The organism is Allobosea sp. Tri-44, from assembly GCF_004123845.1.
Taxonomy (GTDB): Bacteria; Pseudomonadota; Alphaproteobacteria; order Rhizobiales; family Beijerinckiaceae; genus Allobosea.
In genome coordinates this window covers 487,005-499,521 of sequence record NZ_NBDP01000019.1, presented here as the reverse complement: position 1 = coordinate 499,521, position 12,517 = coordinate 487,005, and the positions used below count along the sequence as shown (strand labels likewise).

Below are 12,517 nucleotides of genomic sequence, written 5' to 3'. Positions count from 1 at the left end.
GTGCCCCAGTTGACAGCTCTGCTTCTTTTCGCCGTCAGCCTGATCTCGGTCGCAGGCTCGCAGCTCTTGTTCAAGACGCGTATGATGCAGATCGGCGAAGTCTCCGGATCGGGAAGCCCAATACTCACCGGGCTCTCCCGACTCCTTGTCGACCCGCTCTTCTGGGTGGCCGGGCTGATGGTCGCTGTCGGTGCCGCATGTTGGTACTCGGCCATGATCAAACTGCCGCTCAGCTTTATGCTGCCCATAGCGAGCTTGATTGCGCCCATGACCGCAATAGGAGCGTATTTTTGGCTTGGCGAAAGCCTTCCGCCTGAAAAGCTGGCGGCGATCGCCTGGATCGCAATCGGGGCTGTATGGCTGGGTTATCTGAGTTCCTGACCTTGCCAGCCAACAAGCGGCTGCTCAGCCGATGGAGCCCATGATGGTTCAGACGACGTCCGGCTTCTATCAGTTGACGCAGATTCCTGCGATCTACGCCGCCCTTCAGCGGATGCTCAGCGGCGAACGGGCGAGGCAGGAGCGCGTTATGACCCATATCCGCCCGGCGCACGGTGAAAATTCACGGTGATTGTCGCTTAATACGGCAGTTCCTGATCGGATCGCATGGATGAACAATATTTCTTTGAAGCGCTTCGCCTTGAGCCGAATTACGCTAGTTGCCTCAGCTGTTTGTTCGATAGCAATACTGGGAGCGACTCTGCTCAATGCTGCCAAAGGCATAGATTTAATTGATGAGGGGTATTATCTAGCAACTATCGCAGAACCACTTAAGTACAAAAACAACCTTTCGCAATTCGGACTTGTTTACTACATATTATATGAAATCTCGGGGCATAGTATTTCGACGCTGAGGCAATTGAATATATTAATTACATTCGCCTTAGCATCGACTCTCGCATGGCTCGCATTAGCCGCCCCCCTGCAAAGCCAGGCGAGGGAGCGGCTGCCGCGCCTGATCGTTGCCGCGGCGCTGGGCACGACATCTCTCGCCATACTCCGCCTGTGGCTGCCAACGCCCAGCTATAATTGGCTTGCTCTTCAAGCCTTGATGGTGACGGCCATTGGACTGCTGATATCGCAAAGAACGTTTGGCCGCACCAGCGCGGTCGGCTGGACGTTGATTGCGTTTGGAGGCTGGCTGGCATTCATGGCAAAGCCAACAACGGCTGCAATCGCGGGATTGCTCTCGCTTGTGTATCTTGTTGTAACCAGGAAATTAAGCGTTGGGCTTGTCGCCGTGGTGGCCCTGCTCTTTTGCAGCCTCCTTGTGACAGCCGCTCTGCTACTCGACGGTTCCCTGTTCGGCTTTGTAGAAAGGTTTTCGGTCGGGCTTGAAAAGGCTGGCGCTTATGGAATGGGCCATACGCTCTCAGCTATAGTCAGAATAGATCCACTACCTTTCAATTGGGAAGCTCTCCGGGCGCTCACCTTCGGCTGCTTGGCGCTGATCATCTCAGCATCCCTGGTCAGTTCAGGAAACGGGGCGCTTCGAGCAATTTCATATGCCAGCAGTATCATATGCGCCGTCCTCGCAATGTCGCTTGTTTTTGGACTATTGGGCGGCCCATACGATTATGGCCTATGGCAGCAATTATTCCTGGCTTCAATTGGCCTCTCGGCGGGATTGTTCGCTTTAGTTTATAATAGATTCGACCGATCTAACCCAAAAATTGAAGGCAAGATCGCAAAAGCACTCCTTATTGGGTCATTGCCGTTTGCATTTATATTTGGATCAGCAAATAATTATTGGTTTATGGCCGGTCTTTCGGGATTTTTTTGGGTACTATCCGGAGTTACCTTTATTCGAGTAGGCCCTGCCCCGGCAAACGCAATGGCCTTGTTGCTACCTTTTGCGTTTGGCGCCCAGTTCATCACCGCAGGCCAGATCCTATTCGGCGTCGAGAAGCCGTATTATCAGCCCGGTCCCTTGCGCAAAGCGGACTATCTCGTCGATCTCGGGGATCGCGGCGGCGCGCTGCGGGTCGCCCCGAGCACGGGGGTATTCATCGAGGCTGTAAGAAAAACAGTGGATCAAGCTGGTTTTCAGGCGGGCACGCCAGTGATTGACCTGACCGGGCGTTCGCCCGGAACGCTGCATGTCATGGGCGCGAGTTCGACCGGGCAGCCGTGGTTGATCGGGAACTTCCCCGGGATGCCTGGCAGCAATCGCGTGGCGACCCAGGTGTTGAGAGGGGTCGCCTGCCCGGAGCTCGCGCGTGCCTGGCTCCTGATCGAGCCCGAAGGTCCCTTCCGTTTTCCTGCAACGATCACGTCCGTTTTCGGGGCGGATCAATCTCGGGATTTCTCCATTGCCGGCTCGTTCTCCAGCCCTGATCCGCTCAGCAACTTTACCGAAGCACGGACTCAATATCTGATGCGTCCGACTCGCTCGGTTGAAGAGGCCTCGCAGGCGTGCACCGAGGCGAAGGCCGCCTTGGCCCAACCAGGCAGCAGCAACAAATCAGAAGCGCGCGAATAAGCTCTGTTACGTCCCACTTCAAAATTGGCCGAAAGACGCGTTGGACTCTCCCGAGGCCCGCGAGCGCTGAGCCGAGACAATCGACGCGTCAACGAATGGCTCTTCAGGCTCGGCTAAGATGCGCCGGGAGCCCTAGGGTGATCTATCGAGAAAGCAAGGCGACCTTGTTTCTGATCATCCTGACGAGACTGAGCGCCGCCATCTCCGAGGATTTCGGGTTGCCGGCCAGCGGCCTGTTCTCGATCGTCACATCGAGACGACCGAAGGCGCCGGAGACGCTCAGGCGATGGCAGTTCGCGGCGATGCCGGGATCGGCGACGAGCTCGATTCGGGTTCTGTCGAGGCCGATGCCGGCAAGCGCCGAGATCACCGCGACATTGGCATTCTGAGGAAAGCGGATGGCCGCCTCGCGCGCCGAGCCGGTGAAGAAGGTGACGGGCGCGGTCAACGCGTCGAGCGCGAGCATCTCCTCCGCCGGCGTGCCACGCCAGGCCGCGGGCGGCTTGACGATGCTGTGGACGACCTCGTCGAGCGGCAGTGCCGATGCGGCCGCGATGGCGTCGACCCCGGCGAGCGCGCCGGGAGGGAGAATGAGCTGGCTGCCGTTGGCCTCGGCCGTCGCCAGGAGGCGCTCGAGCAGTGCGGCATCGGTCAGCGCGCTGGCCGATGCGATCGCGAAAGCCGGCGCTGAACGCAGGGCAACTTCGCCCCAGGCTGAGACCGCGTCCCGACCGGCTGCCTCCACCACGAGATCGAGGTCGAGCCCGGCGAGCTGTGCCGGATCGGTGATAAGGACCGCGCCAACAGGGATATCCTGGGCGCGCGTACCAGAGCGGGCGCCGACAGCAACGATGGCGACGTGCCGAGCGTCCTGCGCGCTCGACAGTAGTTCCGCGACACGCCTGCTGATCGCCCCCCAGCCTATGAGCGCGATCCGGAGTGGCTTGCGCATGCGGTTCGTCATCAGCTCCCCGCCGTCGCCAGCGCCAGATCGAGCAGTGCGCTGCCATTCAACCCGTCGAGCATGCTGAAATGGTGCCCCGGGCAGATCAGTGGCTCTGGCGCCCGCCAAGCCGCGGCCTGCATTGTCGATTGCCGCTTGAACGCCTCGCTCTCGCCCTCGCCGACGGCGAAGGCGAGGCGCGTATTGCTCGGGCGTGGCCGCCCGAGCGGGCTGAGGCGCGCGGCGCGCTCGACATCGTCGAGGCCGAGCAACCGCCCGATCGGCAGATGCCCCAGCGGTTTTAGATCATAGAGGCCGGAGAGCAGCAGCGCCGACGCCACGGGCGGAGCCGCCGGATCGCACAGCGCCATCGCCGCCAAATGGCCGCCGGCAGAATGGCCGCTGACGTGCAACTGCACCGGATCGAGGTCGAGCGCATCGGCTTCGCGAACGAGGAAGTTCAGCGCCGCGACGGTCTGGGTGATGCTCGCTTCGAGAGGAGTATCCGGCGCCAGCCCGTAATTCGGCTGGGCCACCGCAAAACCGGCCTCGAGCAGCCCCTGCGAGAACTGCGCGTGCTGGACTTTGTCGGAGGCCTGCCAGTAGCCGCCATGGATGAAGACGAAGATCGGAGCGCGCTTCACACCGGCCGGGCGATAGAGATCGAGCGTCTCGAAGCGGCCCGGGCCATAGGCCAGGTCGAGCCCGGCATGGCCGGTGCGAAAAGCCGCGCCGTCGCGGCTCCATTGCCGGAACAACGCCGGCATATCGGCCTGAAGGCGCGGGCTGTACTGGCGGGCGAGTTCGCGCAGCGTGTAGCCCTCGATCATGATGTCCGGCAGCGGCTGCGGCGGACCGAAACGGGCGCGGATCGTCAGGCCGGGGCCTACTCCGGGGCGCAGCCGGATCAGCGGACGGAAGCCTGCGAAGACCTCGCGATAGGCCAGCTCGACCGCATGACGCGAGAAGTGGAAATCGGCAGGATCGGAGGCCTCCCAGTCCATGCCGGTGAGATGATGTGGGCCGCAACCGGCCGCGATCAGGCCGGCGAGGATCTCGCTCAATGTGTCGCGCAAGGCCTCGATGGGATCGCTCGCGACGCTATGCGCGACGACCTCCCCGATCCCGTTCTCAGACGCCGACATAGCGATGCACCATCTCCGCCTGGGCTGCGAGCTCGGCGCTGGAGCCGGACCAGACCGTGCGCCCCTTCTCGATGATGTAATGGCGGTCGGCGAGGCGCTTGAGCACCGCGATGTTCTTGTCGATCAGCAGGATCGACTGTCCCTGCGCCTTGAGCGCTTCAAGGCAGCGCCAGATCTCGGCGCGGATCACCGGCGCCAGCCCTTCCGTCGCCTCGTCGAGGATGAGGAGCTTGGGATTGGTCATCAACGCCCGGCCAACCGCCAGCATCTGCTGCTCGCCGCCCGAGAGCGTGCGAGCGGACTGGCCGGCGCGTTCCTGAAGGCGCGGAAAGAGAGCGTAAACCCGTTCCAGCGTCCAGGGCGAAGCGCGCCCGAGCCGGTTGGCGGCGGTGGCGACGAGGTTCTCGCGCACGCTGAGCGTCGGAAAGACCTGCCGGCCTTCCGGCACCAGGCCGATACCGCAGCGGGCGATTGCCTCCGGCGTATTGCCCTGGAGCGGGCGGCCGTCGAAGCTGATCTCGCCGCCCTTGGGCGCCAGCAGCCCCATGATCGAGCGCACCGTCGTGGTCTTGCCCATGCCGTTGCGGCCGAGCAGGGTCACGACCTCGCCCTCGGCGATGTCGAGGCCGACATCGAACAGGACCTGACTGGCGCCATAGGCCGATTGCAGATTGCGCACGCTCAGCATCAGGCGTCTCCCTCGCCGAGATAGGCGATGCGAACGTCCTGGTTGTCGCGGATCTCCTCCGCCGTCCCGGTCGCTATGATGCGGCCATAAACCAGCACCGAGATCCGGTCGGCGAGTGCGAAGACCGCATCCATGTCGTGCTCGACCAGCAGCATGGTGACGCGGCCCTTCAACCCCAGAAGCATCGTGACCATCTGCTCGCTCTCGGCGTGGCCGAGACCCGCCATCGGCTCGTCGAGCAGCAGCAGGCGCGGCTCGCAGGCGAGCGCGATGGCGAATTCGAGCTGCTTCTGCTCGCCATGGGAGAGATCGGCGACCTTGACCTCGGCCCGGTGAGCGAGGCCGGCGGCGGTGAGATGCTCGCGGGCGCGCTGGCGCAGGCTCTTGTCGCGGCGGGCATCGGCGAAGAAGCGGAAGCTGTGCCCCTGCCGCGCCTGCACCGCAAGCGCGACATTGTCGAGCATGGTGAAGTCGGGCAGGAGCTGGTTGATCTGGAAGGTGCGGGCGAGGCCACGGCGGACGCGCTGCGGCGTCGCCAGCGTATCGATCGGCTCACCCTCCAGCCTGATCTCGCCGGCGTCGTGAGAGAGTTCGCCGAAGAGCTGGGTCAGCAGCGTGGTCTTGCCGGCGCCGTTGGGGCCGATCAGCGCGTGGATCTCGCCTTCGACCACGTCGAGATCGACGCTGTCGGTGGCGATGAGGCCACCGAAGCGCTTGCGCAGGCCGCGGACGCAGAGGAGCGGCTGGCTCATCGCTCGCTCCTCCCAATGCCGAGCCGGTTGAACAGCCCGTTGAGCCCACCCTGCGTGAACAGGACCACCAGCAGCAGGATCGGGCCGAGGATGAGCTGCCAATGCTCGGTCCAGGAGGTCAGCACCGTCTCGAGGATGACGAGGGCGGCAGCGCCGAAGAGCGGGCCGAGCAAGGTGCCGACGCCGCCGAGGATGACCATGATCATCAGTTCGCCCGACTTGGTCCAATGCAGCATGTCCGGGCTGACGAAGCGCAGATAATTCGCCATCAGCGCGCCGGCGAGGCCGGTGCCCATGCCGGAGATGACGAAGGCGGCGAGCTTGTAGCGATAGGGCGCGATGCCGATCGCCGCCATGCGCCGCTCGTTCTGGCGGATGCCGGCCAGCACCATGCCGAAACGCGAGCCGATGATGCGCCAGAGCGCCAGGAAGACCAGCGCCGCGACGGCTAGGCAGATGAAGTAGAAGGTGATGTCGTCGCGGGTGTTGAGGCCGAAGAGCTCGTTGCGGCGGCGGATCGTCATGCCGTCATCGCCGCCATAGGCTTTCAGCGAGACGAACAGGAAGAACAGCATCTGCGCGAAGGCGAGCGTGATCATGATGAACTGCACGCCGCTGGTGCGCAGGCACAGCGCGCCGATCAGCAAGGCGAGCAGCCCGCCGACCAGGATCGCCGCGGGCAGCGTGACGAGGAGTTGGCTTGTGCCCGGGATCAGGCCGAGGAAGAGGCTATCGTCGACGTAATTGCGATAGAGGATGCCGACGACATAGCCGCCGACGCCGAAGAAGGCAGCGTGTCCGAACGAGACCATGCCGCCGAAGCCGAGCGCCAGATTCAAGCTGGCAGCGGCGATCGCATAGATCAGCACGCGCGTCGCCAGTGGCACCAGCGCGGGCTGGCCGAGCGCCTGGACGAGGAAGGGCAAGGCGACGAGGGCGAGGGCCAGTGCGAGCAGCGCCAAGGCGCGGCTGGTGCTTGGGCCGGCAGGGGCCGTGTTGATGATGGCGTCCTCAGACATTAGCGGGGAAAAGTCCCTTGGGCCGCACCAGCAGCACCACGGCCATCAGCATGTAGATCCCCATCGAGGCGAGGCCGGCGCCGAGCGCATCGGCCTCCGAGCCGGCCATGACCTGGCGCAATAGGCCGGGCAGGAAGGCACGTAAGGACGTATCGACGAGGCCGACGAGCAGCGCGCCGAAGAAGGCGCCGCGGATCGAGCCGACGCCGCCGATCACTACCACGACGAAGGTCATGATCAGGATCTGTTCGCCCATGCCGACCTGCACGGCCAGAATCGGCCCGGCCATCAGCCCAGCGAGGCCCGCTAGCAGAGCGCCGAGCCCGAAGACGGCGGTGTAGAGCAGGCGGATATCGACGCCGAGCGCCCGGACCATCTCGCGATGCGTCGCGCCGGCCCTGACCAGCATACCGATGCGGGTGCGGTTGATCAGCAAGTAGAGCCCTAGCGCGACCGCGAGGCCCACAGTGATGATGATCAGCCGGTAGACCGGATAGATCAGCCCGGGCAGCAGTTCGACCGAGCCATTGAGCGCCGGCGGCACCGAGACGAAGAGCGGCTGGCGTCCGAACAGGATCGTCACGCTCTGGTTGAAGATCAGGATGAGCGCGAAGGTTGCCAGCACCTGGTCGAGATGGTCACGGGCATAAAGCCGGCGCAGCACGAAGAGCTCCATCGCCATGCCGACCACGGCGGCGGCCGCAAGGCCGGCCAGGATGGCGATGATGACCGAGCCGGTCTGCGCCGCGGCGAAGGCGGCGGCATAGGCGCCGACCATGTAGAGCGAGCCATGGGCGAGGTTGATCACGCCCATGATGCCGAAGATCAGCGTCAGCCCGGCCGCGAGCAGGAACAGCATCACGCCGAACTGCAGGCCGTTGAGCAATTGTTCGAGAATGAGCGTCATGGTTGCGGGAACCGGACCGCCCCGACAAGGGCGCGGGGAACCCTCTCCTGTAAGGAGAGGGCAGGGTGAGGTGTAGGCCGTCGCACCAGTGACGCGAGGGGGGTGGCTGGGTTCAGGCTCATGATGTCTCTCCCGAACACCTCACCCCTGCCCCTCTCCTTACAGGAGAGGGGTTCCCCGCGCCCTATTTGTCGTGGTCAGTACGCAAGACGCGCCGGCTCAGAGCTTGCAATCCTTGGCGTAGGCATCGCCGTGATTGCTCAGCACCTTGCCTGATGTCTTCAGCACCGGCGTCCCGTCGGCGCCCTTCTCGACCTTGAGCGCGTACCAGTCCTGGATCGGGTGCTGGTTGGTGCCGAACTTGAAGGCGCCGCGCACCGACTGGAAATCGGCCTTGGCCAGCGCCTTGCGCAGCGCCGGCACATCGGCCTTGCCGCCGGTCGCCTTCAGCGCCGAGGCGATGGCGAGCGCGGTGTCGTAGCCCTGGCTGGCGTAATAGGTCGGCACGCGGTTGTAGGCCTTGGTGAAGGCTTCGACGAAGGCCTTGTTCGAGGCGTTGTCGAAGTCGGTGTTCCAGTGCGCGGTGACACTGAGGCCGAGCGCGGCCTCGCCGACGGCCTTGAGCGTGGTCGCATCGAGCGAAGGCTCGGCCAGCACCATCGGGATTTTGCCGAGCAGGCCGGCCTGCTGGTACTGACGCAGGAAGGCGATGCCGAGCCCGCCGGGATGGAACTGGAAGACCACGTCCGGATTGGCCGAGCGGATCTGCGCCATTTCCGGCGCAAAATCGGTCTGGTCGAGCCTGGTATAGACCTCGCCGGCGATCTCACCCTTGAACAGGCGCTTGAAGCCGGAGAGCGCGTCCTTGCCGGCCTGGTAGTTCGGGGCGAGGATGAAGGCCTTCTTATAGCCGAGATTGGTGGCGTGCTGGCCGGCGCTCTCGTGCAGGCTGTCATTCTGCCAGGAGACGACGAAGTAGTTCTCGTTGCACTCCTTGCCGGCAAAGTTCGACGGCGCCGCGTTCGGACTGATATAGAGCGCACCGGCGTCGACGATATCGGGCACGGTCGCGCCGGCGACGTTCGAGAAGACGATTCCAGTCATGATCTTGATGCCGTCGGTCTTCAGCATCTTCTCGGCGATCTGCTTGCCCTGGCCGGGCTTCAACGCATCGTCCTCGACCACGAGCTCGACCGGCGCGCCGCCGAGCTTGCCACCATTCATGTCGATGGCCAGCTTGAACGCGTCGCGAATGTCCTGGCCGAGATAGCCGCCCGGTCCCGACAGCGTCGTGACCATGCCGATCTTGACCGGCGCTTGCTGAGCGAGCGCCGGCAAGGCGACGGCAGCGGCCAGCATCACTCCCAAGCATACTGATTTACGGTGCTGCATGGTTCCCCTCCTCCGATCATTTGCGTCGGATTGTCAGAAATTATTTTAAGCTTAAAGCAATTTTGGATCTCTGCGCAAGCGCGTCAAGGCGCCGGACGAGCCGGCGCCTCCGCCGTCGCTCAGAGCGCAACCCAACCCGCCGGCGGCTTCCTGCCGGGATGGAGGGCGCCACACTGCTTGCAGGTGCGCGCCTTCTCGTCGGCGAAGAAGGCTTCGTAGAGCGGCGGCAGATCCTTCACGAGATCCCCAACCTTGAGCTCGATGCGATGCACCAGGCCGTTGCACTCGAAGCAATACCATTCGAAGCCATCGACCTGGTCGGCATGGCGCGCCGGCTCGACCACGAGCCCGATCGAGCCCTCCTGCGGGCGCTGCGGCGAGTGGCGCACATGCGGCGGCAGCAGGAAGACGTCGCCCTCGCGGATCGTCACGTCGTAATGCTTCCCGTTGTCGACCAGCTTGAGCATCATGTCGCCCTTGAGCTGGTAGAAGAACTCCTCCACCGGGTCGTCATGGTAGTCGGCACGCTGGTTCGGACCGCCGACCACCATCACGGTCATCTGGCCGTCGTCGAACACCTTCTTGTTGCCGACCGGCGGCTTCAGCAGGTGCTCGTTCTCCTCGATCCACTTCTTGAAGTTGAAGGCCTTTAGCCGTCCTTCGGTCGCCATGTCCGTCTCTCCCGTCGTTCAACGCCCGCGTCTCAACCAGCCTTGGCCAGAGGTGCTCCGGCAAGCTTCAAGCCACAGCTCTCGAAGGCGGCACGTGTCGCCGCCTTCTCGGTTTCCATCAGCTCGAGCAGGGGCGCCCGCACGCGCCCGCCGACCTGGCCAAGCAGTTCCTGCCAGTATTTCTGATGCGCATGCGGCTTCTCGGCCGGCCGCGTCGTGCGCAGCGCCTCGCGCACCGGGTTCAGGCTATCGCGCACCGCATGGGCCTTCGCGATCTCGCCGGCAAAGGCGAGATCGGTGTACTCGCGCATGCGCCGATCGTTCGCCGTTTGGATCAGATAGGGAGGCGAGGAGCAGAGATAGACCTGCCAGCCGAGCTCGACGATGTTGTCGAGCCATTCCTCCTCCGAGGCGGTGCTGACCAAGATGCGGTCGCCAGCGAGTCGGGTCAGCTCGGCATACATGGCGCGCGGCACGCTGTACTTGATCGCGACGACGTTCTCGATGTCGGCGAGGCGATTGCAGAGCTGCGGGCTCATCAGATAGCCGGAGTCCGGATGGCTCCAGAGCGCGATGCCGATATCGACCTTTTCGGCGATCGTCCGATAGTACTCGTAGAGCGTCTCGTCCTGCGCCTTGAAGAAATGCAGCAGCGGCGCGTGCACGACGATGTAATCGGCGCCGACCTTCTGCGCGTGCCTGGCGAGATCGATGACGACATCCATGTTCTGGTCGGAGCAGGACATGATCGTCTGGCCTCTGCCTGCCGAGGCCTCGACAGCGATCTCGAAGCTGCGCTTGCGCTCCTCGACCGACATCGCGAAGAACTCGCCCTGCTTGCCGGCGATGAACAGGCCGTCGATCTTCAGGTCCTCGGTCCAGTGCCTGATGTTCTCGCGGAAGCCATCCTCGTCGATGGCGAGCGACCGGGTGAAGGGCGTCAGCGCCGCAGCCCAGATGCCCTTCATGTTGGCGCGGGCGTAAGCCTTGGCGTCTTTCCTGGCGTAGTTCATGCGACTGGCTCCTCCTCGTTCGCCGGCTAGATCGCCATGCGGTGCGAGACGTTCTTGATGACCGTGTAATGCGCCAGCCCCTCGGCGCCGCCCTCGCGGCCATAGCCGCTATCCTTGACACCGCCGAAGGGCGTCTCGGCGACCGAGGCCTCGAGCGTGTTGATCGAGACATTGCCGGCCTCGATCCCGTCCGCGATGCGGTCGGCATTGCCTGCCGAATGGGTGAAGGCATAGGCGGCGAGGCCGAAGGGCAGTGAATTCGCCTTCTCGATCGCCTCGTCGAGCGAGGAGACCGGGCTGATCAAAGCGAGCGGCCCGAACGGCTCCTCGCGCATGGCACGGGCCTCGTCCGGCACATCGGCCAGCACAGTGACCGGGAAGAAATAGCCACGATTGCCGATGCGCTCGCCTCCGGCCAGCACCCGCGCGCCCTTGGTTTTGGCGTCGGCGACCAGCGTCTCCATCGCCTCGATGCGGCGATGATTGGCGAGCGGGCCCATCTGCGTTGCGCTGTCGAGACCGTTGCCGACCACCACGGAGCGCGCCTTCTCGGCGAAGGTCCTGGCGAAGGCCTCGTAGATCGGCTTCTGCACGAAGAAGCGTGTCGGCGAGGTGCAGACCTGGCCGGTATTGCGCGACTTGCGGATCGCCGAGGCCGTGGCCGCCGCCACCGGGTCGACATCGTCGCAGACGATCACCGGGGCATGGCCGCCGAGCTCCATCAGCACCGGTTTCATATGGTCGGCGGCGATCCGGGTCAGGTGCTTGCCGACCGCCGTCGAGCCGGTGAAGGCGATCAGCCGGGTCTGCTCCTGCGGGATCAGGTATGAGGAGATGTCGGCCGGAATGCCGAAGACCAGGTTGAAGACGCCAGGCGGCAGGCCGGCATCATGCAAGGCGCGGGCGATGTGCATCGCGCCCGCCGGAGTCTCTTCGGCGGCCTTGAGGATGATCGAGCAACCCGCGGCGAGCGCACCGGCGATCTTGCGCGCCGGCTGGCTCATCGGGAAATTCCAGGGCGAGAACGCCGCGACCATGCCGATCGGCTGGTGCATCACGACATATTTGATACCGGGCTCGCTCGGGATGACCCGGCCATAGGTGCGCTGGCCCTCAGCCGCGTCCCATTCGAAGAACTCACAGCCGCGGATCACCTCGAGCTGCGCCTGGGCGAAGGGCTTGCCGTGCTCGAGCGTGATCGCATGGGCAATCTCGTCGATGCGGGCGCGCATCAGCGCCGCCGCCTTGAGCATGATCTCGCCACGGGCGCGCGGCGAGGTCCGGCTCCAGACCCTGAAGCCGTCCCTGGCTGCCGCCAGCGCATCGTCGAGATCGGCGCGGCTCGCGACGGGGACGGCCCCGATCACATTCTCATCGGCCGGGTTGAGCACCGGTAGGCTATCGGAGGTCTTGCGCCAGGCTCCGCCGATATAGAGCTTGAGGTCTGGGTAGGCGGTCATGAAAAGCCTCGATCGGAGCGGCGCTCGGCGCGATGTCGAGGCATG

13 protein-coding genes are annotated in these 12,517 nt (G+C 64.2%); 3 read left to right on the top strand and 10 right to left on the bottom strand.

Translation table 11 applies throughout. The features are described 5' to 3' along the window. Nucleotides 1–9: 9 nt before the first annotated feature. The 3 genes from B6S44_RS14620 to B6S44_RS14615 are packed head-to-tail and all read left to right on the top strand — an operon-like array spanning nucleotide 10 to nucleotide 2,482. On the top strand, nucleotides 10–381 hold the full coding sequence (locus B6S44_RS14620) for a hypothetical protein (RefSeq protein ID WP_129157602.1): 372 nt from the start codon (nucleotides 10–12) through the stop codon (nucleotides 379–381). 40 nt (nucleotides 382–421) lie between these two features. Continuing rightward, complete coding sequence (locus tag B6S44_RS29365) at nucleotides 422–571, top strand: hypothetical protein (protein ID WP_164985825.1); 150 nt, start codon at nucleotides 422–424, stop codon at nucleotides 569–571. Nucleotides 572–610: 39 nt separating this feature from the next. Continuing rightward, the gene (locus B6S44_RS14615; RefSeq protein WP_129157601.1) at nucleotides 611–2,482 is read left to right on the top strand and encodes a hypothetical protein; all 1,872 of its coding nucleotides are present in this window, start codon (nucleotides 611–613) and stop codon (nucleotides 2,480–2,482) included. Between the two features lie 142 nt (nucleotides 2,483–2,624). Here the strand turns inward: B6S44_RS14615 and B6S44_RS14610 are convergent, their stop codons facing one another. The 10 genes from B6S44_RS14610 to B6S44_RS14565 form a co-directional block, all read right to left on the bottom strand. Beyond that, entirely contained in the window at nucleotides 2,625–3,434 is an 810-nt protein-coding gene (locus tag B6S44_RS14610) for an aspartate dehydrogenase (RefSeq protein ID WP_129157600.1), read from the bottom strand. An 11-nt stretch (nucleotides 3,435–3,445) separates the two neighbouring features. Beyond that, nucleotides 3,446–4,570: an alpha/beta hydrolase gene (locus B6S44_RS14605; RefSeq protein WP_129157599.1), complete on the bottom strand. Its 1,125-nt coding sequence runs from the start codon at nucleotides 4,568–4,570 to the stop codon at nucleotides 3,446–3,448. Then, a complete protein-coding gene (locus tag B6S44_RS14600) occupies nucleotides 4,557–5,258 on the bottom strand; it encodes an ABC transporter ATP-binding protein (protein ID WP_129157598.1) in 702 nt (233 codons plus the stop codon). Before B6S44_RS14600 ends, B6S44_RS14605 begins: the two co-directional genes overlap by 14 nt. Next, nucleotides 5,258–6,010, bottom strand: coding sequence for an ABC transporter ATP-binding protein (locus tag B6S44_RS14595; RefSeq protein ID WP_129157597.1), 753 nt, complete (start codon nucleotides 6,008–6,010; stop codon nucleotides 5,258–5,260). The genes B6S44_RS14600 and B6S44_RS14595 overlap by 1 nt, the downstream gene beginning before the upstream one ends. Beyond that, complete coding sequence (locus B6S44_RS14590) at nucleotides 6,007–7,029, bottom strand: branched-chain amino acid ABC transporter permease (protein WP_129157596.1); 1,023 nt, start codon at nucleotides 7,027–7,029, stop codon at nucleotides 6,007–6,009. Before B6S44_RS14590 ends, B6S44_RS14595 begins: the two co-directional genes overlap by 4 nt. Further along, entirely contained in the window at nucleotides 7,022–7,936 is a 915-nt protein-coding gene (locus tag B6S44_RS14585) for a branched-chain amino acid ABC transporter permease (protein WP_129157595.1), read from the bottom strand. The genes B6S44_RS14590 and B6S44_RS14585 overlap by 8 nt, the downstream gene beginning before the upstream one ends. Nucleotides 7,937–8,155: 219 nt before the next feature. Continuing rightward, nucleotides 8,156–9,295 carry an ABC transporter substrate-binding protein gene (locus tag B6S44_RS14580; protein WP_248309594.1) on the bottom strand — a complete coding sequence of 380 codons (1,140 nt, stop codon included), beginning with the start codon at nucleotides 9,293–9,295 and terminating at the stop codon, nucleotides 8,156–8,158. 152 nt (nucleotides 9,296–9,447) lie between these two features. Further along, the gene (locus B6S44_RS14575) at nucleotides 9,448–9,999 is read right to left on the bottom strand and encodes a 3-hydroxyanthranilate 3,4-dioxygenase (RefSeq protein WP_066471523.1); all 552 of its coding nucleotides are present in this window, start codon (nucleotides 9,997–9,999) and stop codon (nucleotides 9,448–9,450) included. Between the two features lie 32 nt (nucleotides 10,000–10,031). Next, nucleotides 10,032–11,012, bottom strand: coding sequence for a dihydrodipicolinate synthase family protein (locus tag B6S44_RS14570; protein ID WP_129157593.1), 981 nt, complete (start codon nucleotides 11,010–11,012; stop codon nucleotides 10,032–10,034). Nucleotides 11,013–11,038: 26 nt separating this feature from the next. Then, nucleotides 11,039–12,472: an NAD-dependent succinate-semialdehyde dehydrogenase gene (locus B6S44_RS14565; protein ID WP_129157592.1), complete on the bottom strand. Its 1,434-nt coding sequence runs from the start codon at nucleotides 12,470–12,472 to the stop codon at nucleotides 11,039–11,041. Nucleotides 12,473–12,517: the final 45 nt, after the last annotated feature.